The organism is Streptomyces sp. NPDC127108 (assembly GCF_042677545.1).
Lineage (GTDB): Bacteria > Actinomycetota > Actinomycetes > Streptomycetales > Streptomycetaceae > Streptomyces.
Map to the genome: position 1 here is coordinate 115,098 of NZ_JBHXTE010000013.1, position 23,517 is coordinate 138,614.

Below are 23,517 nucleotides of genomic sequence, written 5' to 3' on the forward strand. Positions count from 1 at the left end.
GGCGTTGTCGTCTGCGGGTCGTTGCATGTCCCGCAACGGCCCTTTTGTGCTGCGCAATCGCGTGGCAACCTCACGGCATGACAGACACGGATCTGGTTCCGGCACCCCAGCGCCTGGAGTGGGTTCCGCCCTCCACCGGGCTCAATCCCCTCGATCGCGAGACGCTGCTCGACGCACAGCCCGGCACGGAAGGTGTGGCGCGCTGGATGCGCGCCACGATCGGAGCGGCCACGGGTCTTCCACTGAACCCCGGTGACACCGGTGACAACCGCATCGTGCTCGCCATCGACGCGGAACTGCCCCCGGAGGGTTATCGCATCGTCGTCGACGGCCATGCGATCCGCCTGCAAGGTGGCAGCGCGGCGGGTGTGTTCTGGGCCGCGCAGACCTTCCGTCAGTTGCTGGGGCCCGAGGCCTTCCGGCGGGCGCCCCTCGACCCGGCGAGGGAGTGGGCGGTGCCCATGGTGGTGATCGAGGACGCCCCGCGATTCCGCTGGCGCGGCATGATGCTCGACGTGGCCCGGCACTTCATGCCGAAGGAAGGCGTGCTGCGGTATCTGGACCTGCTCGCCGCGCACAAGCTCAACGTCTTCCACTTCCATCTGACGGACGACCAGGGCTGGCGCGTCGAGATCAAGCGGTACCCGAAGCTCACCGAGGTCGCGTCCTGGCGGTCGCGGACCAAGTGGGGCCACCGGGCCTCGGAGTTGTGGGACGAGAAGCCGCACGGCGGGTTCTACACCCAGGACGACATCCGCGAAATCGTCGCGTACGCCGACGCCTTGCACATCACCGTCGTGCCGGAGATCGACGTCCCCGGCCACTCGCAGGCGGCCATCGCCGCCTACCCGGAGCTGGGCAACACCGACGTCGTCGACACGGCCGCCCTCGGCGTCTGGGACTCGTGGGGCGTCACGGCCAACGTCCTCGCGCCCTCCGACACCACCCTCCGGTTCTACGAGGGGGTCTTCGAGGAAGTCCTCGAACTGTTCCCCTCGACCTTCATCCACGTCGGCGGCGACGAGTGCCCCAAGGAGCAGTGGAAGGACTCGGCGGCCGTCCAGGCCCGCATCGAGGAGCTGGGGCTCAGCAACGAGGACGAGTTGCAGAGCTGGTTCATCCGGCACTTCGACAAGTGGCTGTCCGCGCGCGGGCGTCGGCTCATCGGCTGGGACGAGATCCTGGAGGGCGGGCTCGCGGAGGGCGCGGCGGTGTCGTCCTGGCGCGGCTACAGCGGCGGCATCGCGGCGGCCCAGGCGGGCCACGACGTGGTGATGTGCCCCGAGCAGCACGTCTATCTGGACCACCGGCAGCACGGCGGGCCCGACGAGCCGGTGCCGATCGGGTTCGTCCGCACCCTGGAGGACGTCTACCGCTTCGAGCCGGTCCCGGGACAGCTGACCGAGGACGAGGCGCGGCACGTGCTCGGGACGCAGGCCAACGTGTGGACCGAGGTGATGGAATACCACGGCCGTGTGGACTATCAGGTCTTCCCGAGGCTCGCGGCTCTCGCGGAGGTCGCCTGGCGCACGCTCCCCGCGCCCGCCGAGCGCGACTTCGCCGATTTCGAACGGCGAATGACCGCCCACTACGCCCGACTTGACGCCCTCGGCGTCGACTACCGCCCGCCGGGCGGCCCGTTGCCGTGGCAGAAGCGTCCCGGAGTGCTCGGACGTCCGATCGAGGGGGCGCCCCCAAACGTGTGAGGTGACACCCCGAGCGTGTGCTCCTGGTGGCCCGCGGTGCGACCGTGGGCCACCAGGAGAAAGCCGTACAAGGATCACCGAAGGGTGGCAATTCCCGCTGACCGGCGAGGGAGTGCGAAAACGGCATATCCCCCAGGTCTGCGGACGAACGTCTCCTAGCGGACCCCCGCGCCGGGGCCCGGTGAAGATGTGCCAGAGTTGCCACGTCCGGGTTGTGAGCACGTACCGTACGGCGGAACAGGCGTAACGGTGAGAACGGCGCGCAAGCTGCCGGGCCATCGGGAAGGGGCAGCCGGTTTTGACCACGCACGCACCGCGGGCGGCGCAGGGGGCGCAGTCTGTGACGCTGCCTGTCACGCTCGACGAGGCCGTCGCGGCGCTCGCCGCCGTGCCCGCAGCCGTGCCCGTCGCGGGCGGCACGGACCTGATGTCGTCGGTCAACGCAGGCCAGCTCCGCCCCGCGGCCCTCGTCGGCCTCGGCCGCATCAGCGAGATCCGCGGCTGGCAGTACCAGGACGGGCACGCGCTTCTCGGCGCCGGACTGACGCACGCCCGCATGGGCCGTCCCGACTTCGCGGCGCTCATCCCGGCGCTCGCCGCGGCCGCGCGCGCCGCCGGACCGCCGCAGATCCGCAACGCGGGCACCCTCGGGGGCAACATCGCCTCCGCCGCGCCCGCCGGTGACTCGCTGCCCGTACTCGCCGCGCTGGAAGCCGTGTTGATCATCGCGGGCCCGGGCGGCACCCGCCGGGAGATCCCGGTCTCGCATCTGCTCGCCGGTGTGGAGATGCTGGCGCCCGGTGAATTGATCGGATATGTCCGCGTGCCGCTGCTGCACGCCCCGCAGGTCTTCCTGAAGGCGACCGGACGCACGGGACCCGGCCGCGCGACCGCGTCGGTCGCCCTGGTGCTCGACCCGGCGCGCAGGGGCGTGCGATGCGCCGTCGGCGCCATCGCGCCCATGCCGCTCAGGCCTCTGGAGGCCGAGCAGTGGGTGGCCGGACTCATCGACTGGGACGGTGAGCGCGGTCTGGTGCCGGAGGCCCTGACGGCCTTCGGCGAGTACGTCGCCGCGGCGTGCATCCCCGACCACCCGCCCGCCGAGGACGGCACCGCGCAGCCGCTGCCGCCCGCCGTACTGCACTTGCGGCGCACCGTCGCCGCGCTGGCCCGACGAGCACTGGGGAGGGCGCTGTCGTGACCGACGGTCAGAGGAACGGCGGCTGGCAGCCGCACCCGCAGGGCGAGTACGACGCGGACGCCACCGCGTTCGTGCAGCTCCCCGAGGGCGCGGCCGACGCCGTGAGCACCCCGCTCGCCGCCCCCGGGCACGGCTACGTACCGCCGCAGATAACGGTCACGCCGACGGCCCCCGACGCCACCGACCCGGCCGCCACGGGCGCGTGGGTGCTGCCGCCCGAGGTGACCGGTGTCGCGCACACCGGCGGGGCGACGCAGGCCGTGAGCTGGCCGGACCCGGGCACGCAGCTGGGTGCCCACCAGGAGCAGCAGTTCCCGGCCGAGCCGCAGGCCCCGGACGCGTACGACCCGCGCGCCACCGGCCAGTGGACGTTCCCGGACGCCGTCACGCCCCCGGAGCAGAACGGGCACGCGCCCGCCGCGCACGACGTGACCGGGCAGTGGTCCATTCCCGTCGCCGACGGGGAACTGCCGGAGGAGTCCGGCGAGTACTCGGCTTCGTCGTTCACTGCGGATGGGGTGTCCCCTGCTCGAACGGAGTTGAGAGCTTGGGGAGGCGGCGGCGCGCCGCCGCCCGCGACGCTGCCCGGCGGTGCGCCCGCGCCCTGGGCCACGTCGTGGCCGACGCAGGCCCCGGAGGCACCCCAGGTTCCTCAGGCCCCGCAGCCCCCGCACGCCCCGGAGGCGCCCCAGGCGTCCCCGTACCCGGCCGCGCAGGCGTTCGTGGACCAGACGCCCGCCGGGCCGCCCGCCCCGGCCCCCGAGGCCGCCCCCGTGCGGCCCGCCCGCGCCGCCGAGGAGACCCCCTTCGAGCGGACCGCGAAGCTGTTCGTCGTCAAGCAGCGCCCGGACGGCTCCCTGGAGCCCGGCGCGCCTTCGGATCACGCACAGGGCGTACCGGGCGTACCGGGTGTGCCGGAAGCTCCGCGTGTGCCGGACGCGCCAGACGCATCAGGTGCACCAGGCGCACCAGACACATCGGATTCACCAGGCGCATCGGGCGCATCGGATGCGTCGGGTGAAACGGTCATCCCGGCCGATCTGCTCGATCCGGCCGCCCCTGAGGGCGACTTCGGCCCCGACGCCGCGCACCTCGCACCGGCGCCGGACTCCGCGTACGAGGGCGGCCCGGCGTACGACGAGCACGCGCCGTACGACGTGCACCCCCCGCAGACGGCGGGCCTCGCGCCCACGCCCGCGTTCCCGCACGCCGTGGAGCCCGCGTACGAGCCGGACCCGACGCTCGCGCCGCACCCCGTCCACCCGGCGGAGCCCGCACCCGCGACCTCGTTCGGCCTCGCCCCCGCCGCGATCCCTCCGCACGAGGCCGACCCCGCCCACGTACCGGCCCCCGCCCGGGCGGCCGAGCCGCACGCCGCCGAGGCGGTCCCGGCGGCCGAGCCGATCCCCGCCGTGGACCCGGCCCCCGCGGCACCCTCCGCCCCGGAGCCGGACCCCGCCCCCGAGGCCGACCACACCCCCGAGGCGGACCACACGCCGGAGCCGGACCCCGCCGAGGCGGAGCTGGCCCCCGAGGCGGACGACGCACCGGAGGCGGACGAACCGGCCGAGCTGGACCAGGCTTCCGAGCTGGACCCGGCTTCCGAGCTGGACCCGGCTTCCGAGTCGGACCAGGCTTTCGAGCCGGACCCCGCCCCGGAGGCGGACCTCGCCGAGGCGCCCCCCGCCGGGGGCGAGGCCGACGTCGACGCCCCGGCCGCCGAGGTTCCGGCCGAGGCTCAGGAGCCGACCCCCGCGCACGACGAACACCCCCTCGTCTCCTACGTCCTGCGGGTCAACGGCGCCGACCGCCCCGTCACCGACGCCTGGATCGGCGAGTCCCTGCTGTACGTGCTGCGCGAGCGGCTCGGCCTCGCGGGGGCCAAGGACGGCTGCTCGCAGGGCGAGTGCGGGGCCTGCAACGTGCAGGTGGACGGGCGGCTCGTCGCCTCCTGCCTGGTGCCCGCGGCCACCGCGGCGGGCAGCGAGGTGCGCACCGTCGAGGGTCTCGCCGTCGACGGACGCCCCTCCGACGTGCAGCGCGCCCTCGCCAACTGCGGGGCCGTGCAGTGCGGCTTCTGCGTGCCGGGCATGGCGATGACCCTGCACGACCTCCTCGAGGGCAACCCGGCGCCCAGCGACCTGGAGACCCGCCGCGCGCTCTGCGGCAACCTGTGCCGCTGCTCCGGCTACCGGGGCGTGCTCGACGCGGTCCGCGACGTGGTCGCCGAGCGCGAGGCGAAGGGTGCCGCGGCCGAGCAGCAGGGCGAGGCCGACACCGGCGGACCCCGCGTACCGCACCAGTCGGGCCCCCACGGCCAGGACGGAGCCCAGGCGTGAGCAACGAGACAGCCGCCGCGCCGGGCGCCGAGCAACTGCCGCACGGCATCGGCTCGTCGCTGCCTTCGGCCGAGATCAGGGCCAAGACGGAGGGCACGTTCCCGTACGCCTCCGACCTGTGGGCCGAGGGGCTGCTGTGGGCGGCCGTCCTGCGCTCCCCGCACGCGCACGCGCGCATCGTGTCCATCGACGTCACGCACGCCGAGGACATGCCGGGCGTCCGCGCCGTCATCACCCACGAGGACGTACCGGGCAAGCCGAGCCACGGTCGCAGGACCGCCGACCGCCCGCTGTTCGCGTCCGACGTGGTGCGCCACCACGGCGAGGCCATCGCCGCCGTCGCCGCCGACCACCCGGACACGGCCCGGATGGCCGCCGCCGCGATCATCGTCGAGTACGAGGTCCTCGACCCGGTCACCGACCCGGAGCAGGCCTTCGAGGCCGCGCCGCTGCACCCCGACGGCAATCTGATCCGGCACATCCCGCTGCGCCACGGCGACCCCGAGGCGGCCGGTGAGGTCGTCGTCGAGGGCCTGTACCGCATCGGGCGCCAGGACCCGGCGCCCATCGGCGCGGAGGCCGGGCTCGCGGTGCCGCGCCCGGACGGCGGCGTCGAGCTGTACATCGCGTCGACCGACCCGCACGGCGACCGCGACATGGCCGCCGCCTGCTACGGCCTCACCCCCGAGCAGGTCAAGGTCGTCGTCACCGGCGTGCCCGGGGCCAGCGCCGACCGCGAGGACGCGAGCTTCCAGCTGCCGCTCGGCCTGCTCGCCCTGCGCACCAGCCGCCCCGTCAAGCTCACCGCGACCCGCGAGGAGTCCTTCCTCGGCCACGCCCACCGCCACCCGACCCTCCTCCGCTACCGCCACCACGCGGACGCCGAGGGCCAGTTGGTGAAGGTGGAGGCGCAGATCCTGCTCGACGCGGGCGCGTACGCGGACACCTCCGCCGACGCCCTCGCCGCGGCCGTCTCCTTCGCCTGCGGGCCCTACGTCGTGCCCAACGCCTTCATCGAGGGTTGGGCGGTCCGCACGAACAACCCGCCCTCCGGCCACGTGCGCGGCGAAGGCGCCCTCCAGGTCTGCGCCGCCTACGAGGCGCAGATGGACAAGCTCGCCAAGAAGCTCGGCGCCGACCCGGCCGAGCTGCGGCTGCGCAACGCCCTCGCCACCGGCGACATCCTGCCCACCGGACAGACGGTGACCTGCCCGGCCCCGGTCGCCGAACTCCTCGGCGCCGTCCGGGACTTCCCGCTCCCCGAGCTGCCCAAGGACACCCCGCAGGAGGACTGGCTGCTGCCCGGTGGCCCCGAGGGCGCGGGCGAACCCGCCGCCGTCCGTCGTGGCGTCGGCTACGGCCTCGGCATGGTCCAGCTCCTCGGCGCCGAGGGCACCGACGAGGTGTCCACGGCCACCGTGAAGGTCCACGACGGCATCGCCACGGTCATCTGCGCGGCCGTCGAGACCGGCCAGGGCTTCACCACCCTCGCCCGGCAGATCGTCCAGGAGACCCTGGGCATCGACGACGTGCGCGTCGCCCCCGTCGACACCGACCAGCCGCCCGCGGGCCCGAGCTGCCACGGCCGCCACACCTGGGTGTCCGGCGGCGCGGTCGAGCGCGCCGCGAAGATGGTCCGTACCCAGCTGCTCCAGCCCCTCGCGCACAAGTTCGGCATGTCGACCGAGCTGCTCCAGATCGCCGACGGCAAGATCACCTCGTACGACGGGGTGCTCTCCACCACCGTCGAGGAGGCGATGGACGGCAAGGAGCTGTGGGCCACGGCGCAGTGCCGCCCGCACCCCACCGAGCCGCTCGACGCCGACGGCCAGGGCGACGCCTTCGTGGGCATGGCCTTCTGTGCGATCCGCGCGGTCGTGGACGTGGACATCGAGATCGGTTCGGTACGGGTCGTGGAGCTGGCCGTCGCCCAGGACGTCGGCCGGATCCTCAACCCCGCGCAGCTCCGCGTCCGCATCGAGGCGGGCGTCACCCAGGGCGTCGGCGCGGCCCTCACCGAGAACCTGCGCACCCCCCGCGGCCTCGTCCGCCACCCCGACCTCACCGGCTACGCCCTGCCCACCGCCCTGGACGCCCCCGACATCCGCATCGTGAAACTCGTCGAGGAGCGCGACGTCGTCGCCCCCTTCGGCGCGAAGGCCGCGAGCGCGGTGCCCGTGGTGACGTCCCCGGCGGCGGTCGCCGCGGCCGTGCGGGCGGCGACGGGCCGCCCGGTGAACCGGTTGCCGATCCGTCCGCAGGCCGCGGTGGGGGCGGAGTTGGCGTGAGGATTCTCAGCCCGTCCGGCGTGTGAGGACGAGCCGCGAAGCGGCGATAGCGGGGTCCAGGGGCGGCAGCCCCTGGTTACGGGGAGGGGCGGGACTGGGGCGTCCCACGAGGGCCCCGGGAAACCGGGAGGAACCCCAGCCCCCGCTGGGGTAACTTCGCGCAGATGAACGCCCCCACCACCCCCGAAGGGGTCATCGTCATCACCGGCATCATGGCCGCCGGAAAGTCCACGGTCGCGCAGGCCCTCGCCGAGCGGCTGCCCCGTGCCGCGCACGTCCGGGGCGACGTCTTCCGGCGCATGATCGTCTCCGGACGGCAGGAGTACGAGCCGGGCGCGGGCGCCGAGGCAGAGGCCCAACTCCGGCTCCGCTACGACCTGTCGGCGTCGACGGCCGACGCGTACGCCGCCGCGGGCTTCACCGCGATCGTCCAGGACGTGATCCTCGGCGAGGAGCTGAAGCGGTACGTCGAGAAGGTGCGCACGCGCCCGCTGCACGTGGTCGTGCTCGCCCCGCGCCCGACCGCGGTGGCCGAACGAGAGGCCGGACGCGGCAAGACGGGCTACGGAGAGTGGACGGTGGAGGCCCTGGACGAGGGGATGCGTGCCACCACGCCACCCATCGGACTGTGGCTGGACAGCTCGGAGTTGACGGTGGATCAGACGGTGGACGCGATTCTCGCGCGGCTGCGCGAGGCGGCCGTGACCTGAGAGTGGAATGTCTCCGACCGGTGCCGACCGGGTCGCGATGACGCTTCAGGGATGCCATCCCACCATAAATCCCTTTTGAGCAGGGCCAGTTACAGGGCACCATCGAAGAGTCCCGAACAACTCGGTCACTACGGGGGAGATGTGTCATGGGGGATGACAACGACACGGGCTGGGGCTAGAACCCGGCGGTTTCGGAGGGGCGGTTCCATTGGGGACCGCCCCTCTTCACGTGTTCGGCCCTGCGCGTGTTCAGCCCTGCGCGTGTTCAGCTCCGCACCGCGGGTGCCTTGCCCTCGATGGTGACGACCGAGCCCGGACTGAGCTTCTCGTAGAGCCACTTGGCGTCCGCCGCGCGCAGGCCGAGCCATCCGTGGGTCACATCGCGCTTGCCGACGGACTTCTCGTCGTAGGTGAGGGCGACGACGTAGTTCGTGCGGCCGTCGGCGTCGCGCAGTTCGAGGACCCAGTGGAAGTACACGTCGTACGTCTCGCCGAGGCCGACGGTCTGGCCCGACAGCTTCGTCGAGCGGTGCTTGGCGACGACTGTCATCCGGCCCGGCTTCGTCGGGTACTTCGCGCGGCCCGACGACAGGGGCAGCTTCCGGCCCGCCACGGACAGCTCACGCCGCGCGAGGTCGGCGGTGGCGGCGGGCGCGGTGGGACCGGCGGACGTGGTGGGGGCGGCGGGCGGCGCGGGGCGGGAGCCGGAGTCGTCGCCGAGACCCACGACGAGGCCGGCCACCAGGGCCGCCGCCGCGACGGCGCCACCGCCCACGAGGGCCGCGTGCCTGCGGCGCCGCCGGGTCCCGGCGCGGCGGCGCACGTCGGCGCCGGTGCCGGGGGCGGGGGAGCGGGCGTCGACGGCGAGGGCGTGCAGGGCGGCGGAGATGTCGGGGGCGGGGGTCGGCTCGGGGGCCGAGGGTTCATCGGACACGATCCCGATCCCCCTCCTTCCCGCTGCTCGTCCCGCCGAGGACGCCGTCGCCCCCGTTGCCCCCGTCGACCCCGTCATCCCCGGACAAGTGCTTGGCCAACGCCGCGCGTCCGCGCGAGAGCCGCGCCTTGACCGTGCCGGTCGGGGCGCCGGTCTCGGAGGCTACCTGCTCCACGCTGAGGTCACACAGGTGGTGCAGCACGATCGCGAGCCGCTGCGCCTCGGGCAGCTTCCGCAGGGCCGCGACGAGCGTCACGTGCTCGGGCCCGGGCCCCGCCGCGTGCTCGGGCAGCGGCTCCCGGCGCACCAGCTCCAGCCAGCGCCGGGCCCGCCGCCAGTGGCTCACCGCGAGCCGCATGGCGACCGTGCGGACCCAGGCCTCCGGCGCGTGCACGGCCGCGAAGTCGCGCCGCCGGTCCCAGGCCCGTACGAACGCCTCCTGGACGACGTCCTGGGCCTGCCCGTGGTCGCCGGTGAAGGCGTAGACCTGGCCGACGACGCGCGGGAACGCGGACGCGTAGAACGCGTCGAACTCGTCCTCCGTCATGCCCCCGCCGTTCCTGTCCACGACCGCGACCGTCCGCCGTCCGCGCCGCGAACCGTCACAACCAGCCCCGAATCTTCCCGCCCGCCGCATGCAACCCGGCGGTCTCCGCCGTGCGTATGGGTGGCGTACATGGAAACACACCGGCCCAGGCCGGAACACCACACAGGGGGACCCGATGGCCAGGCGCACCAGAATCCGTCATGTCGTACGCGGGGCGGCGGCCGCCGTGCTCTGCGCGGGGGTCCTCGCGGGCTGCTCGCTGGGCGGGCAGGACGGTCCCTCGGCGCCGTCGGGGCGGAAGGACGACCGGAAGCCCGCCGCGGCTGGTACGCCCACGCCGCGCGCGAAGCCGGTCGTGGAGCCCGCCGCGCTGCGCCGGGGCGGGGTGCGGGTGAACGTGGCGGACGGGCAGCGGGTGGGCGTCGGCATGCCGGTGTCGGTGACCTTCGCCCGCCCTGTGCCGAAGGCCGAGCGGGCGGCGGTGGAGCGACGCCTGAAGGTGCGCACGAGCACCCCTGTCACCGGTTCCTGGAGCTGGGTCAAGGACCGCAACCTGCACGAGGGCCAGCGCGTCGACTACCGCCCCAGGACGTACTGGAAGCCCGGCACGAAGGTCACCGTCCGGGTGGGCTCAGGCATCGACCGCACCGTCACCGTCGCCCGCTCCCTGGTCGCCACGGTCGACGTCCGCAGCCACACGATGACCGTGGTCAAGGACGGCGTGACGCGCCGCGTGCCGATCACGGCGGGCGCGCCCGGCATGGACACCTGGAACGGCACGATGGTGGTCTCCGACAAGCAGCGCCGCGTCTTCATGGACTCCCGCACGGTCGGTTACGCGGACGCGTACGCCGGCTACTACAGCTACGCGGTCCACCTCACCACGTCCGGCACCTACCTCCACGAGAACCCCAAGGCCAACACCTTCGCGGGCAACACCAACGTCACCCACGGCTGCATAGGCCTCGCCACGGACGGCACGGCCCGCCGCTTCTACGAGGAGGTCATCCCCGGCGACGTCATCCGCGTCACCGGCTCCAAGGAGACGGTGGCCCCCGGCAACGGCTACGGCGACTGGAACGTCTCCTGGACCGACTGGCGCGCGGGCAGCGCCCTCAACTCCTGACCCCTTACGGGAACTTGGAGGCCGTGACCGGAATCGAACCGGTGTGCTTCGCTTTGCAGGCGAATCCCTAAACCACTCGGGCACACGGCCATGTCGTACTGACTCCCTCGACCGTAGGCGCGCCGCCCGCCCCACTCAACCCTGGCGTGGGCGCCGCAACGGGACTGCCATACGGCGTTCATGAAACGGGCCGAGCCGCGTCATGGACGTCCGGGGGCAGCCGGACGTCCATGACGCCCCGACGGGTTGGCGGCGAACTCGCCTTCATGTGGCCCAAATTGCACTAGCAACGCAAGGTCGCGGTTGGTCACTGTGGATGAACGAGAGTGACAACTGAGACCTAGCCCTGGCCACACGGGGGTGCTGTGGCACACGACCATGGGGTTTGACCAGGAATGGGCCCAGCCGCGGGCCGACGCGGCCGAACGGCAGCCGACGTCGATGCGGCTCAACCAGACGGATCCTCCGGGCCCGCCGCCCGGGGGCGCGCCCGACCTCGCGACGACGCCACGGGAGAAGAAGGCCGCCGCGCACACCATCGAGACCGAGCTGCAGCCGGACACCCGCAAGGCGGGCACCTGGGCCGACGCGGCGACCGACAAGGCCATCAGTGGATTCGGCGGTTGGGCCACGGCCGGTGGCCTGAAGAAGGTGCAGACCACCTGGGACAGCCAGGTCAAGACGCTCATGGGGCGGCTCGCCGCGGAGAAGAACGCGCTGCGGTCCACGAACAAGACCTTCACCGAGACCGACCTGGGCACTTCCCGGCGCATCCGTGGGAGCTCGAAGCTCGACCAGTACTGAATCGCCGCCAGGCCCCGACGCGAGGCGGCGGAGCGGCATGGCATCCCGACGCCCTTCCGGAGGAAGCGCAGCGTGCTGACGTACTACGAAGTCATGACGACGGACTTCGGGAGCCTCTCCGCCGCCGCGGACAAGTGGCAGGAGATGGCGGACGAGTTCCACAAGGTCGAGGGCCGCTACCGGGACGGCGTCCAGAAGATCACGAAAGGCCAGGCCTGGCTCGGTGAGAGCGCGCGGGCAGCGCACGCGAAGTTCGCCGCGACGCGCTATGAGTACCAGGCGGCTCAGACACAGGCCAAGGCGACCGCCACGCTCCTGCGCAACGCGCACCAGCAGTTCGTCGAACTCAGGAAGCAGCTTGAGACAGCTCGCGCCGATGCCGTCAAAGCCGGGATGAAGGTCTCCGAAGAGGGCAAGGTCGCGTTCGACTACGACCGGCTCTCCGCGTCGGAAAGCAGCGCCGCCCGTCTCAACCCCGCCCACGCGGCGAGCGTCAACGCGAGCGTGGACGCGTGGGCCGACTTCCTCAGGCTGTGCGTCAAGGCCTTCGACGACGCCGACCAGGACCTCAAGAGGGACCTGGAGGCCGTGGTCAAGGACGGCAAGGGCAACAAGAACGACGGGACAGCGGGAACCGGCTTCAATGGTGACGCCGGGCAGGTGGCGAAGGCCGACGGCGAACAGAAACGAGCGCGCCATGACCCTGCCTGGTTCAAGAAGCGGGACGACGAGACTCTGAACGACTACATGGAGCGGCTGCGGCGTGACGGGGTGACTCGTCTGACGGGGAGCGCGCAGCTGGGGGACTTGGTCAACGCGGTGACCAAGGGATCGATGATGGTCGGGGCTTTCGCACTCGTCACAGGCACGTCCGTCACGTACTCCTACAACTTGATGAGCCACTTCAAATCCCAGAAGGCGCTCAACGCTCCCGGTACTTTGGCGTCACGCTTCGTCAATACACAACTGGCCGGATCAGCTCCCGGAAGCGTCCTCAGCCGAGTTCCCCCTGGCCTGGTCACCGCCATGACCGGATCCGATGAAGCTGCCATGTACGGCGCCTTCATGAAGAACGGCACCTTCGTCATTCCGTCGGCGTCGGAAGCCAATCTGGTGCGGGTCGCGCGGGGCGGCGGCCTCGCACAGGCCGGAAGGGCCGCCGGGTGGATGCGGGGCACGGGCGTCGTCGGTGGAGCGGCGGCGACCGTCTATGGCGTCGCCAATCTCTCCACGTACGACGGGGACAAGATCAAGGCGGATCCGTCGAAGTTCGCCTCGGATCTCAGCGGGACGGCGTTCAGCGGATCCATGACCGCGCTGACCGTGGCACCCAACCCCGTGACCGCCGGGTTGGCGCTGGGAACCGGAGCCGTGTACGGAGGGGCCCTGATCTGGGACAACCACGAGGCCATCGGCAAGGGCATCGGGAACGCGAAGGACTGGGTCGGTGACCAGACCGAGGGGCTGAGGTCCGGCGTGGCCAGTGGTGCGAGGAAGTTCAAAGACGTCGTCAACCCGTTCGACTAGTGAGGACCGGAAATGCACACCACCACCGCCTCGTTCACCCTGCACCACTGGAAGCAGCGCGAAAACGGAAAGCGCGAGTTCGGCTGGCAAGGAACCTCGGAGGAGTTCGGCGACATCAAGGTGACGAATCGGCGCCAGAGTCACCACGAAAGCCTCACCGCCGAAGTGCGAGGTGGCTTCATCCCCACCGCCACCCTTGAGTCGCGCGGGATTCACACAGAGGTGATGATGAGGCCGTCCCTGAACCGCGCGACGCTTCGAGTCGGCGATGCTCATGTCTACATGACGAGGAATCGGCTGGGCCTGACTCACCGAGGGCGGTCACTGATCCTCAAATACGCAGGCGACAAGTATCGGTTGGCGGCGATCAACCGTCGAGCGTATGTCCTTCGCCGAGAGGCGGACGATGAGGACTCCGGAGTCATCATCACAGTGCGTGAGACGGGCCTGGGGTCGAGAAAGAAGTTCACGATAAGTGTCGAGAAGCGGGCCGTGGGCGCTGATATCGCGCTCGCAGCCCTCTTCGTGGGCGTTGACAGGGCAACGCTGACTCGGCGAGGGGCCGTACGGGCGGGAATCTCAAGGGTCTTCAACCTTTCCATGCAGTCCCAGTACTGACCACGTCCTGGCCAGGGCGAGATGAACGCAACCGCAGAGCGAGTGATGACGTGCCTTCCATAGACGTTTCCAGGTCCCGGTTCCGCCTGGGCGACGACCACGTCGTTGTCCTCTCCTGCCTGGCGACGGGAGACGCGCCGCCCGACGAAATGGCTTTGGCCCACAGCGAGTTACGCGAACGCGGCCTGATCAATCAGGCAGGTGAACTCTCCAGCCTTCTTCTTCCGCTGCTCACGACGATGGTCCGCCCGGTGGTGGCCGTCTCGCTGGAGGTGGCGGGCCGGCAGGGAAAGCTGCACCACGGGATGTTCATCGGCGAGGATCACGTGGTCACCCACGAGGCGTGGCCCGGACAGGCCGAATCGGAGTACGCCTGCGTCGAACCCAGCATGCTGCTGTGGGCGCTGGCGAACATGGTGAACCTACGGCGGGTCGATTCCTTCCACGACGCACGGCCCACCGTCGTCGAGACGACCGTCGGAACACTCGACGCGGGCTTGTCCGCTCTGGAAGCCATGCCCCTCACCGCATCCGGGCGGGAGGAGCGCGGGCGCATCCGGAGCGCTCTCGCGGCGGACGGGACCCTGGACGGCCCGATGCTCGGAGTCTTCACCGACATGATCGCGGAGCTGCGGTCGAGCTGGCGCATGACCACCGCCTGGCAGGGCCGACGCGAGGAGCCGGGCGGCCTGGCGGCGCGCGCACTCGCTGTCTGGGACTGCGGCCCCCTCGGCTACTGGCACCGCGAACTGCCTGCCGAACCGGTGGAACTGGGGCAGGTCGGTCCGCACAGTCCCCTGAAGCTTTCCTGTGTGGCCGCCAAGCGGGTCTGGGAGATGATCGCTGAGACCCTGCCCTCGGACGACGGCATGTGATCTCACCCGGAGCGCGAAACCCCTGCCCCACGGCGCTCGCGAAACTGGGACACCGCACCGCTGGACCATCTGGAACTGGAGCCCCCATGACAACCCTCCCCGACCGCCCCCGTACCGCCGTGCTGGTCATCGACATGCAGAACGGGGTGGTGGCCGAGGCGTACGAGCGTGATGCCGTGGTCGCGAACATCGTCGCCGTCGTGGACAAGGCGCGTGCGGCGGACGTGCCCGTGATCTGGGTGCAGCACTCCGACGACGAGCTCCCGCGGGACAGCGAGAGCTGGGCCTATGTGCCGGAGTTGGTCCGCCGTGACGGCGAGTCCGTCGTCCACAAGCACTACGGCGACTCCTTCGAGGCCACCGAGCTGGAGGACGTCCTCGCCGCACACGCCGTCGGCCACCTCGTCGTCACCGGCGCCCAGACCGACGCCTGCATCCGCTCCACCCTCCACGGTGCCTTCACCCGCGGCTACGACGCGACGCTCGTGTCCGACGCGCACACCACGGAGGATCTGAGCCGGCTCGGGGTCCCCTCCCCGGACCTGGTGATCGCGCACACGAACCTCTATTGGCACCGGCAGGAAGCTCCCGGGCGGCGCGGGGGGACTGTGCGGGCGCAGGAGGTCTCCTTCTCCTGAGCCCGCAGAGTCGCCGAGCCGCCGAGCCGCGCCGTTCGGGAGGCCTACGCGGCGGTGTCGTACGTGTAGTACGGGGTGTGGTCCAGCATGTCGGCGGGGGTGACGTCGCCCCACGGGCGCATCGTGTCGTGGAGGTCGACGACGTCTCGCGTGCCGGAGGCGGGCAGGTAGGGCGAGTCGGGGTGGCGGGACCGCCACTGGGTCCAGAGCTTGTCGACGTAGGCGTGGTGGAGCCAGAAGACCGGGTCGTTGGGGGACGCGCCGGTGGCCATGTGGCCGCCGACCCAGACGTGGACGCGGTTGTGGAGGTTGACGCCGCGCCAGCCCTCGAGGTGGTTGCGGAAGCCGTCGGAGGCGCTGTTCCAGGGCGGCATGTCGTACGTGGACATGGCGAGGACGGAGTCGACCTCGGCCTTGGTGGGGAGTTGGCGCACGCCCGCGCCGAGGGAGCGGCGCAGGAAGTCGCGGCCGTCGACGCGCACGTTGATGCGCCAGCCGTTGCCGGACGAGGCGAACGCGCCGTCGGTGACCTGGCTGTCACGGCTGCGGCCGGTGCCGCCGAGGAAGTCGGGGGCCCAGAGGGAGGCGGCCGGGGTGCGGTCGGTGGTCCAGTCCCAGTAGGGCAGGGCGACGGACGCGTCCACGGACTGCAGCGCCTGCTCGAACTGGATGAGGAAGCGGCGGTGCCAGGGCAGGAAGGACGGCGAACGGTGGCCGACGCGGTCGCCGTTGTCGGTGTCGCTCATGATGAAGTCGTTGTGGGTGCTGACGAAGGAGTCGTAGCGCCCGTCCCGCTTGAGGGCGAGGACGGCGTTCACGAAGCGCCGCTTCTCGTCGGCGGTGAGCTGGGACTGGTTCTTGCGTACGGTCATGGCGGTGCTGCTCCGGGTCGGGCTGTGGGCGGGGACTGGTACGGGGACGGGGACTGGTGCGGGGATCAGGGCGCGGCCGCGGGCGGGGCGAGCGGGACGAGCGTCGCGCCTTGGAGCTCGACCACGGCCGCGCGGGCGAGGGCGCGCGGGGTCGCCTGCGGCTCGTAGTGGTTGATGACGCTGATCCACGTGCCGTCGGCGTTGCGCATGATGTGCAGTTCGTCGCCGTCTATGCGGACGGAGTAGCCGGTGCCGTGGCCCCCGTGCCCGCTCGCGTGGTGGCCGCCGCCGTGGGACGGCGCGCCCTGGATGCGGCGGCCGAGGTACACCTCGTCGAAGGCGTCGGGCCCGGCGCCCGGGTGGACCGGGCCGCGCGGCTCGGCGGAGTCCGTCGCCGAGGCGTGGGCGGCGGCACCGACGACGGCGAGACCGGCGGCGGCGCTCGCGGCGGCGCCGATGGCCCTGCGGCGGGTGATTCCGGACATGCGTAAAACCCCCAAGTGAACGTGGTGAAGAGGCGGTTCCGGTGGTCGGCCGGTCCGCCGAGGCCATGCGTACATGGGGGAAGGCGCGGCGCCGCAATCGGCGGGAAGAGTTGCCCTTTATTACGGACAACTACGGGTAAATAGTGCAGAGTTGGACGAGCGTGATTCTGCTGTGCGTTCGCCCTGGCGGTGCGCAGACCGCAAATCCTGCGTCTTGAGTGAGGATAACGTGAAAGATCTTCACGTATGCGCCATGGCGGGTGCGCCGGGTCACAGGGGAAAGCTGGCCAAAAGGCGCGCCGAGTGAGTAGGGGCCTGAGTAGGTGTACTCAGGGCCGGGCGGGGCGGAGCGGTGAGGCTGGGACCATGACGACAGCGCCCCCGATTCCGCCGACGCCCCCGCAGTCGTACGGGCAGCAGCCGTACGCGCAGTACCCGCAGCCGCCGGAGCCCGCGGGCGGCCGCCGGGGCAGGACCGCCCTGGTCGTCGTGGTCGTGGTCCTCGCGGTGGTCGCCGCGGGCCTCGGCGCCTGGTGGTGGACGCGGGACGGCGACGAGGGGCCGCTCGCGGGTCGGCCCCGGGTGACGGACGCCAGGGCGGGGGTGTCGTACGGGATCCCCGAAGGGTGGGAACGCAACGACAAGCAGGGGGACTTGATCGGCGCGTTCACGTCGTCGATCGCTTCGAAGGGCAAGGGACTTGGGGACTCGGCCGAGGAGGGGGGCGAGGAAGAGGGCGGCGGTGTCGTCCTCGCGGGGCGGTCGGGGGCGGTGCCCGAGTCCTCGCTGAAGAGCCAGACGGAGCGGGCGGCGCGCTCCAACGCGGAGTTCTTCTACCCGGACGGATCGTCGGAGGTGAAGGAGTCCGAGGCGACGACCGTCGACGGCCGCCCCGCCCACACGATGGCGCTCGCGGTGCGGGACGGCGAGGGCGGCACGGCCCATCTGCGGCTGACGCTCGTCTCGGTGGACGGCGGCCGGTCCGCGTTCCTGCTGGGGGTCGCGACGCCGGGGACGGGCACCGGGCCGTACGCGGACAAGGGGCCGGTGGACGAGGAGACGGTGGACGCGGTGGTGGCGAGTGCGGAGCTGAACTGAACTGAACTGGGCTGCGGCCGGTCCTGGCCCCGGGCGAACTGCCTTCCGGCTGGCTCAAATTGCACTTGCAATGAACATGTCCGGGCCACTTGGCTGGACAGTCTGTTGTCTGAGTGACGGGGGAGGAACCACAGATGACGCAGCCGCCGGGGCAGCAGCCCGGCCAGCCGCAGTCGCAGTCGTGGCAGGGCGGAGGGTTCGGCCCGCCTCCGGGCCCGTCTCCGGGGGCGCAGGGGCCGTACGCGCCGCCACCGCAGGGCTCGTACGGCACACAGCAGCCGTCGGCCGACAACCCGTACGCCCAGCAGGGCCAGCAGCCCTACCCCCACCCGAACGCCCAACCCTCCTACGGCGGTTACCCGCCCCAGTTCCCCACCCCCGACGGCGGCGGCCCGAAGCGCAGGGGATGGCTGGTCGTCACGGCCGCCGTGGTCGCGCTCGCCGTGGTCGGCGGCGGGGTCTGGTTCGCGGTTGGCAAGGGCGGCGACGGGGAGTCGAAGAAGCCCGCCGCCAAGGCCAGCCGGAGCGCGGACGCCGAGCCCCGGCCGAGCGGGACGCCGAGCGCGGAGGAGTCGGACGGCGCGGGGGAGTCCGACGACCCGTACGCCGACCCCGACAGCGGGGACGACGACGAGGGGGACGAGCCCGGCGGCGGGCCCACCGGGACGACCCTCGTCGGGTTCTGGCGCTCGGAGAAGCCGGGCGGCGGGATCCTCGGGCTCCGCGACAGCCCGGACACGACGCGGCCGAAGAAGGCCTCGGTCTCGCTGCTCGACGGCGGCCGCTGCACCGGCCTGCGCCGCGTCGTCGAGCCCGGCCGCAGCTACCGCATCGGGCTCCTCTGCGAGCGCGACAAGAAGGAGATCTTCGGGGACCTGATCTTCGCGGGCGGCGACACCTTGACGGTCACCTGGGACAAGGGCAAGTTCGGCAAGGAGACGTACAAGCGCTTCCTGGACTGGTCGGAGGACGGCGCGGGCGGAGGCGGTGACTCGGGGAGCGGGGGCTCGGGAAGCGGGGGTTCGGGGTCGGGAGGCTCGGGGAGCGGGGACTCGGGGTCCGTGGGGATCTGAGCGCGCGGAGTCGGGAGTACCCGGGGGGCCGGGCGCGCGGAGTCGGGAGTACGCCTGCTCAGGCCCTTGGGCGTACGACCAAGGGACCAGCGGGCGACCTCCTCCGGACAGGGGTCAATATCAGCTGTGGCCCTTACCGTGGCAGACATGACCGCCCCCGACCCGCGCGACACCGACGTCGCCCCCGCCCCGTCCGTCGACACGGACCCACCCGCACCGCGAGGCGGTGTCCTCGGCAAACCCCACCGCGCGCTGAGCATCGGCATCGTCTCCGTCGTCTTCCTCATCGCCTTCGAGGCGACGGCCGTCGGGACGGCGATGCCCGTCGCGGCGCGGGAGCTCGACGGGATTCCGCTGTACGCCTTCGCGTTCTCGGCGTACTTCACGACGAGCCTGTTCGGGATGGTCCTCGCGGGGCAGTGGGCCGACCGGCGCGGGCCGCTGGGGGCGCTGGCGGGCGGCATCGGGGCGTTCGCGGCGGGGCTGCTGCTCGCGGGGACCGCCGGGGCGATGTGGCAGTTCATCCTGGGGCGCGCGGTGCAGGGGCTCGGCGGCGGGCTCGTCATCGTGGCGCTGTACGTCGTGGTCAGCCGGGCCTACCCGGAGGAGCTGCGTCCGTCCATCCTCGCGGCGTTCGCCGCGAGCTGGGTCATACCCTCGGTGATCGGCCCGCTCATCGCGGGCACGGTCACCGAACACGCGGGCTGGCGCTGGGTGTTCCTCGGCATCCCCGCCCTCGTCGCCGTCCCGCTCGCCCTCGCCCTGCCCGCGATACGGCGGACCGCGGCGGGCCCCGTCGACCCCGACGCCCCCGCCGAGCCCTTCGACCGGCGCCGCATCCGGCTCGCCCTCGGCATCTCGCTGGGCGCGGGGCTGCTGCAGTACGCGGGGCAGGACCTGCGCTGGCTGTCCCTGGTCCCGGCCGTGCTCGGCGCCGTCGTCCTCGTGCCCGCCGTGCTCGGGCTGCTGCCGCGCGGCACGTACCGGGCGGCGCGGGGGCTTCCTTCCGTCGTGCTGCTTCGCGGTGTCGCCGCGGGCTCGTTCATCGCCGCCGAGTCCTTCGTGCCGCTGATGCTCGTCACCGAGCGGGGGCTCTCGCCGACGCTTGCCGGGCTCTCGCTCGCGGCGGGGGGTGCGACGTGGGCGCTCGGGTCGTACGCGCAGTCGCGGCCGCGTATGGAGCCGCATCGGGAGAAGCTCGTCGTGGCCGGGATGGTGCTCGTGGCTGCCGCCATCGCCACCGCGCCGAGCGTTCTCGTCGACGCCGTTCCGGTGTGGGTCATCGCTGTCGCTTGGGGCTTCGGGTGTCTCGGCATGGGCATGGTGATCGCCTCGACCAGCGTGCTGCTGCTCCGCCTTTCGCCGCCCGAGGACGCGGGGTCCAACTCCGCCGCCCTTCAGATCTCCGACGGGCTGTCCAACGCGCTGTTGCTCGCGGCGGGGGGTGCGGCGTTCGCCGCGCTCGGTGGGGGGCTGGCCGGGGCCTCCCACGCCGCCGAGGCGTCGGGGTCGCATCCGGCCGCGTTCACGGCGGTGTTCCTGCCGATGGCGGGGGTGGCGTTGGCGGGGGCGTGGCTGGGTACGCGGCTGCGCAGCCCCCACTGCGTCCATTAGCGCGCTCCGCGCGCGGGCGCCCCTTCCCGTAACCGGGGCTCCGCCCCGGACCCCGTATCGGCGCTCCGCGCCTCGTCCTCAAGCGCCGGACGGGCTGAGTTGTGCCGGGGCGGGCTGTCGGCAGGCGCTCCGGTGTGAGACGTGTCCCACCCGCCCCGCCACCGGGGTCGTCAACCCGGTGCCCCCGAGGTCGCACCGGTAAGGTGGCCCGGTTGTCATACGTAGCCGTGCCGCCGAGCCCGAACGAACCGGAGACCGTGACTACCACCGCCGCCTCCTCGTCACACCACCTTTCCCCCGCGTTCCCGGGCCGTGCCCCCTGGGGCACCGCCAGCAAGCTGCGTGCCTGGCAGCAGGGGGCGATGGAGAAGTACCTCCAGGAGCAGCCGCGCGACTTCCTCGCGGTCGCCACGCCCGGCGCCGGCAAGACGACGTTCGCGCTGACGCTCGCTTCCTGGCTGCTGCACCACCACGTGGTCCAGCAGGTGACCGTGGTCGCGCCCACCGAGCACCTGAAGAAGCAGTGGGCCGAGGCCGCAGCGCGGATAGGGATCAAGCTGGATCCCGAGTACAGCGCGGGGCCGCTCAGCAAGGAGTACCAGGGCGTCGCCGTGACGTACGCCGGTGTCGGGGTGCGGCCCATGCTGCACCGCAACCGCGTGGAGCAGCGCAAGACGCTGGTGATCCTCGACGAGATCCACCACGCGGGGGACAGCAAGTCCTGGGGCGAGGCCTGCCTGGAGGCCTTCGAGCCCGCCACCCGGCGGCTCGCGCTCACCGGCACGCCCTTCCGGTCCGACACCAACCCCATCCCCTTCGTCGTGTACGAGGAGGGGAACGACGGCATCCGGCGGTCGGCCGCCGACTACACGTACGGGTACGGCAGCGCCCTCGGCGACGGCGTCGTGCGGCCCGTGATCTTCCTGTCCTACAGCGGCAACATGCGCTGGCGCACCAAGGCCGGGGACGAGATCGCCGCCCGCCTCGGCGAGCCCATGACCAAGGACGCCGTCTCGCAGGCCTGGCGCACCGCCCTGGACCCGCGCGGCGACTGGATGCCGAACGTCCTGAAGGCCGCCGACCGGCGCCTCGGCGAGGTGCGCAAGGCCATCCCGGACGCCGGCGGCCTCGTCATCGCCTCCGACCAGGACTCCGCCCGCGCCTACGCCAAGCTGATCCGCGAGATCACCGGCACCAAGGCCACCCTCGTGCTCTCCGACGACGCCGGTGCCTCCAAGCGCATCGACGACTTCAGCGGCAGCGACGAGCGGTGGATGGTCGCGGTGCGGATGGTTTCGGAGGGCGTGGACGTGCCGCGGCTCGCGGTGGGCGTGTACGCGACGACCATCTCGACGCCGCTGTTCTTCGCCCAGGCCGTCGGGCGCTTCGTGCGGTCCCGGCGGCGCGGCGAGACCGCGTCGGTGTTCCTGCCCACCGTCCCCGACCTGCTCGGCTTCGCCAACGAGATGGAGGTCGAGCGCGACCACGTCCTCGACCGGCCGAAGAAGCACGGCGAGGAGGACCCCTACGCCGAGTCCGAGCAGGAGATGGACGAGGCCAACAAGCAGCAGGACGAGGACACCGGCGAGCAGGAGCAGTTCTCCTTCGAGGCCCTGGAGTCCGAGGCCGTCTTCGACCGCGTCCTCTACGACGGCGCCGAGTTCGGCATGCAGGCGCACCCGGGGAGCGAGGAGGAGCAGGACTACCTGGGCATCCCCGGGCTCCTCGAACCCGACCAGGTGCAGCTGCTGCTCCAGAAGCGGCAGGCCCGGCAGATCGCCCACAGCAAGAAGAAGCCCGCCGAGGAGGCCGACCTCCTCGAACTGCCCGCCGAGCGGCGGCCCGTGGTCTCCCACAAGGAGATGCTCGAACTGCGCAAGCAGCTCAACACCATGGTCGGCGCGTACTCCCACCAGAGCGGAAAGCCCCACGGCGTGATCCACACCGAGCTGCGGCGCACCTGCGGGGGCCCGCCGAGCGCGGAGGCCACGGCCGGGCAGCTGCGGCAGCGGGTGGCCAAGGTGCAGGAGTGGGCCACCCGGATGCGGTGAGGGTTCGCCCTCCCGTTCGGCGGCGTACGCCCGCCCTTGGCGATCAGTACGCCGCCGGTTGCCCGTCCCGTAGGGAATCGTGCGCTCCGCGTGTAGACGTTGTGCACGCAGCGTCCATCTGCGGCGGGATCTTTCGGGATATTCCGGTCTCTCTTTCCCTCCCCTTGACCGGATTCTGGACGGAGTCTTCCGCTGAGCGGGACGCCCTCGCTACTGTCCCCGCTACACAACGCCCCGTGGCAGCGTCGCCCCGGAGCGCGTCCGGTGCCCGCCGCCAGAGGGGGCCGTCGACCCTCACCACTAAAGGAGTGGGCGTCGTGACAGCGGAGACATCTCAGACGCTCGACCGAGGACTGCGCGTCCTCAAGCTGCTCGCCGACACCGACCACGGCCTGACCGTCACCGAGCTGTCCAACAAGCTCGGCGTGAACCGCACCGTGGTGTACCGCCTGCTCGCCACGCTCGAACAACACGCCCTGGTGCGAAGGGACTTGGGCGGGCGCGCCCGGGTCGGGCTCGGTGTGCTGCGGCTCGGCCGGCAGGTCCACCCGCTCGTCCGCGAGGCCGCGCTGCCCGCCCTGCGCGCCCTGGCCGAGGACATCGGCGCCACCGCGCACCTCACCCTCGTCGACGGCACCGAGGCGCTCGCCGTCGCGGTCGTCGAGCCGACCTGGACCGACTACCACGTGGCGTACCGCACCGGCTTCCGGCACCCGCTGGACCGGGGCGCCGCGGGCAAGGCGATCCTGGCGGCCCGCCAGGCCCAGATCACCGACCCCGGGTACGCCCTCACCCACGGCGAGCTGGAGGCCGGGGCGAGCGGCGCGGCGGCCCCCCTGGTCGGGGTGACCGGGATAGAGGGGAGCGTCGGGGTCGTGATGCTGGCGGACTCGGTCCCGGAACGGGTGGGCCCGCGGGTGGTGGACGCCGCACGTGAAGTAGCGGACGCACTGCGCTGAGGATATGAAGCCCGTCCGGCGATTGAGGACGAGCGAGGCCGCAGGCCGCGAT

The 23,517-nt window shown here is 72.2% G+C and carries 20 protein-coding genes and 1 tRNA gene; 16 read left to right on the forward strand and 5 right to left on the reverse strand.

Annotated elements, in window-relative coordinates; all coding sequences use genetic code 11:
- Nucleotides 1-77: 77 nt before the first annotated feature.
- The 5 genes from ACFVHO_RS13465 (at nt 78) to ACFVHO_RS13485 (ending at nt 8,244) form a co-directional block, all read left to right on the forward strand.
- Nucleotides 78-1,706, forward strand: a complete 1,629-nt coding sequence (locus ACFVHO_RS13465) for a beta-N-acetylhexosaminidase (protein ID WP_385713120.1) — start codon at nt 78-80, stop codon at nt 1,704-1,706.
- 298 nt (nt 1,707-2,004) lie between these two features.
- On the forward strand, nt 2,005-2,907 hold the full coding sequence (locus ACFVHO_RS13470) for an FAD binding domain-containing protein (protein WP_385713122.1): 903 nt from the start codon (nt 2,005-2,007) through the stop codon (nt 2,905-2,907).
- Entirely contained in the window at nt 2,904-5,246 is a 2,343-nt protein-coding gene (locus tag ACFVHO_RS13475) for a 2Fe-2S iron-sulfur cluster-binding protein (RefSeq protein ID WP_385713124.1), read from the forward strand. Before ACFVHO_RS13470 ends, ACFVHO_RS13475 begins: the two co-directional genes overlap by 4 nt.
- A complete protein-coding gene (locus ACFVHO_RS13480) occupies nt 5,243-7,534 on the forward strand; it encodes a xanthine dehydrogenase family protein molybdopterin-binding subunit (RefSeq protein ID WP_385713126.1) in 2,292 nt (763 codons plus the stop codon). The genes ACFVHO_RS13475 and ACFVHO_RS13480 overlap by 4 nt, the downstream gene beginning before the upstream one ends.
- A gap of 164 nt (nt 7,535-7,698) precedes the next feature.
- Complete coding sequence (locus tag ACFVHO_RS13485; protein WP_385713128.1) at nt 7,699-8,244, forward strand: AAA family ATPase; 546 nt, start codon at nt 7,699-7,701, stop codon at nt 8,242-8,244.
- Between the two features lie 265 nt (nt 8,245-8,509).
- Here the strand turns inward: ACFVHO_RS13485 and ACFVHO_RS13490 are convergent, their stop codons facing one another.
- Both ACFVHO_RS13490 and ACFVHO_RS13495 read right to left on the reverse strand, forming a co-directional pair.
- On the reverse strand, nt 8,510-9,178 hold the full coding sequence (locus ACFVHO_RS13490; protein WP_385713130.1) for a L,D-transpeptidase: 669 nt from the start codon (nt 9,176-9,178) through the stop codon (nt 8,510-8,512).
- Nucleotides 9,168-9,725: a SigE family RNA polymerase sigma factor gene (locus ACFVHO_RS13495; protein WP_385713132.1), complete on the reverse strand. Its 558-nt coding sequence runs from the start codon at nt 9,723-9,725 to the stop codon at nt 9,168-9,170. Before ACFVHO_RS13495 ends, ACFVHO_RS13490 begins: the two co-directional genes overlap by 11 nt.
- Nucleotides 9,726-9,900: 175 nt before the next feature.
- Between ACFVHO_RS13495 and ACFVHO_RS13500 the strand changes: the two genes are divergently transcribed.
- Nucleotides 9,901-10,851, forward strand: a complete 951-nt coding sequence (locus ACFVHO_RS13500) for a L,D-transpeptidase (RefSeq protein ID WP_385713134.1) — start codon at nt 9,901-9,903, stop codon at nt 10,849-10,851.
- A 15-nt stretch (nt 10,852-10,866) separates the two neighbouring features.
- On the opposite strand, the gene ACFVHO_RS13505 is transcribed toward ACFVHO_RS13500, so the two are convergent.
- A tRNA-Cys gene (locus tag ACFVHO_RS13505) sits at nt 10,867-10,941 on the reverse strand.
- A gap of 288 nt (nt 10,942-11,229) precedes the next feature.
- On the opposite strand from ACFVHO_RS13505, the gene ACFVHO_RS13510 reads away from it, so the two are divergent.
- From ACFVHO_RS13510 to ACFVHO_RS13530, 5 genes are all read left to right on the forward strand, one after another.
- Complete coding sequence (locus tag ACFVHO_RS13510; protein WP_385713136.1) at nt 11,230-11,655, forward strand: hypothetical protein; 426 nt, start codon at nt 11,230-11,232, stop codon at nt 11,653-11,655.
- A 144-nt stretch (nt 11,656-11,799) separates the two neighbouring features.
- A complete protein-coding gene (locus ACFVHO_RS13515) occupies nt 11,800-13,182 on the forward strand; it encodes a hypothetical protein (protein WP_385713137.1) in 1,383 nt (460 codons plus the stop codon).
- A 12-nt stretch (nt 13,183-13,194) separates the two neighbouring features.
- On the forward strand, nt 13,195-13,800 hold the full coding sequence (locus tag ACFVHO_RS13520; RefSeq protein WP_385713139.1) for a hypothetical protein: 606 nt from the start codon (nt 13,195-13,197) through the stop codon (nt 13,798-13,800).
- A 149-nt stretch (nt 13,801-13,949) separates the two neighbouring features.
- Entirely contained in the window at nt 13,950-14,675 is a 726-nt protein-coding gene (locus ACFVHO_RS13525) for a histidine kinase (protein ID WP_385713238.1), read from the forward strand.
- Nucleotides 14,676-14,761: 86 nt separating this feature from the next.
- On the forward strand, nt 14,762-15,313 hold the full coding sequence (locus tag ACFVHO_RS13530) for an isochorismatase family protein (protein ID WP_385713141.1): 552 nt from the start codon (nt 14,762-14,764) through the stop codon (nt 15,311-15,313).
- 44 nt (nt 15,314-15,357) lie between these two features.
- Here ACFVHO_RS13530 and ACFVHO_RS13535 read toward each other — a convergent pair whose 3' ends face one another.
- A complete protein-coding gene (locus ACFVHO_RS13535) occupies nt 15,358-16,185 on the reverse strand; it encodes a tyrosinase family protein (RefSeq protein WP_385713143.1) in 828 nt (275 codons plus the stop codon).
- Nucleotides 16,186-16,250: 65 nt separating this feature from the next.
- Nucleotides 16,251-16,670: a tyrosinase cofactor gene (locus ACFVHO_RS13540; RefSeq protein WP_385713145.1), complete on the reverse strand. Its 420-nt coding sequence runs from the start codon at nt 16,668-16,670 to the stop codon at nt 16,251-16,253.
- A 366-nt stretch (nt 16,671-17,036) separates the two neighbouring features.
- Here ACFVHO_RS13540 and ACFVHO_RS13545 point away from each other — a divergent pair, with 366 nt between their 5' ends.
- The 5 genes from ACFVHO_RS13545 to ACFVHO_RS13565 all read left to right on the forward strand — a co-directional run bounded on the left by ACFVHO_RS13545 (nt 17,037) and on the right by ACFVHO_RS13565 (nt 23,465).
- Entirely contained in the window at nt 17,037-17,768 is a 732-nt protein-coding gene (locus ACFVHO_RS13545; protein ID WP_385713147.1) for a hypothetical protein, read from the forward strand.
- Between the two features lie 134 nt (nt 17,769-17,902).
- On the forward strand, nt 17,903-18,841 hold the full coding sequence (locus ACFVHO_RS13550; protein ID WP_385713149.1) for a hypothetical protein: 939 nt from the start codon (nt 17,903-17,905) through the stop codon (nt 18,839-18,841).
- Nucleotides 18,842-18,988: 147 nt separating this feature from the next.
- Nucleotides 18,989-20,455 (forward strand): MFS transporter, encoded by a 1,467-nt coding sequence (locus tag ACFVHO_RS13555; protein WP_385713151.1) that lies wholly within the window; start codon nt 18,989-18,991, stop codon nt 20,453-20,455.
- 257 nt (nt 20,456-20,712) lie between these two features.
- Nucleotides 20,713-22,506 carry a DEAD/DEAH box helicase gene (locus tag ACFVHO_RS13560; protein ID WP_030358367.1) on the forward strand — a complete coding sequence of 598 codons (1,794 nt, stop codon included), beginning with the start codon at nt 20,713-20,715 and terminating at the stop codon, nt 22,504-22,506.
- Between the two features lie 317 nt (nt 22,507-22,823).
- Nucleotides 22,824-23,465, forward strand: coding sequence for an IclR family transcriptional regulator (locus ACFVHO_RS13565; RefSeq protein ID WP_087884308.1), 642 nt, complete (start codon nt 22,824-22,826; stop codon nt 23,463-23,465).
- Nucleotides 23,466-23,517: the final 52 nt, after the last annotated feature.

What these genes read in the sequence shown, in the direction of transcription:
- ACFVHO_RS13550 (WP_385713149.1), top strand. Translation starts at nt 17,903, where the DNA reads ATGACGCAGCCGCCGGGGCAGCAGCCCGGCCAGCCGCAGTCGCAGTCG.
- ACFVHO_RS13510 (WP_385713136.1), top strand. Translation starts at nt 11,230, where the DNA reads ATGGGGTTTGACCAGGAATGGGCCCAGCCGCGGGCCGACGCGGCCGAA.
- ACFVHO_RS13465 (WP_385713120.1), top strand. Translation starts at nt 78, where the DNA reads ATGACAGACACGGATCTGGTTCCGGCACCCCAGCGCCTGGAGTGGGTT.
- ACFVHO_RS13535 (WP_385713143.1), bottom strand. Translation starts at nt 16,185, where the DNA reads ATGACCGTACGCAAGAACCAGTCCCAGCTCACCGCCGACGAGAAGCGG.
- ACFVHO_RS13540 (WP_385713145.1), bottom strand. Translation starts at nt 16,670, where the DNA reads ATGTCCGGAATCACCCGCCGCAGGGCCATCGGCGCCGCCGCGAGCGCC.
- ACFVHO_RS13520 (WP_385713139.1), top strand. Translation starts at nt 13,195, where the DNA reads ATGCACACCACCACCGCCTCGTTCACCCTGCACCACTGGAAGCAGCGC.
- ACFVHO_RS13495 (WP_385713132.1), bottom strand. Translation starts at nt 9,725, where the DNA reads ATGACGGAGGACGAGTTCGACGCGTTCTACGCGTCCGCGTTCCCGCGC.
- ACFVHO_RS13515 (WP_385713137.1), top strand. Translation starts at nt 11,800, where the DNA reads ATGGCGGACGAGTTCCACAAGGTCGAGGGCCGCTACCGGGACGGCGTC.
- ACFVHO_RS13525 (WP_385713238.1), top strand. Translation starts at nt 13,950, where the DNA reads ATGGCTTTGGCCCACAGCGAGTTACGCGAACGCGGCCTGATCAATCAG.
- ACFVHO_RS13500 (WP_385713134.1), top strand. Translation starts at nt 9,901, where the DNA reads ATGGCCAGGCGCACCAGAATCCGTCATGTCGTACGCGGGGCGGCGGCC.
- ACFVHO_RS13555 (WP_385713151.1), top strand. Translation starts at nt 18,989, where the DNA reads ATGACCGCCCCCGACCCGCGCGACACCGACGTCGCCCCCGCCCCGTCC.
- ACFVHO_RS13545 (WP_385713147.1), top strand. Translation starts at nt 17,037, where the DNA reads ATGACGACAGCGCCCCCGATTCCGCCGACGCCCCCGCAGTCGTACGGG.
- ACFVHO_RS13485 (WP_385713128.1), top strand. Translation starts at nt 7,699, where the DNA reads ATGAACGCCCCCACCACCCCCGAAGGGGTCATCGTCATCACCGGCATC.
- ACFVHO_RS13530 (WP_385713141.1), top strand. Translation starts at nt 14,762, where the DNA reads ATGACAACCCTCCCCGACCGCCCCCGTACCGCCGTGCTGGTCATCGAC.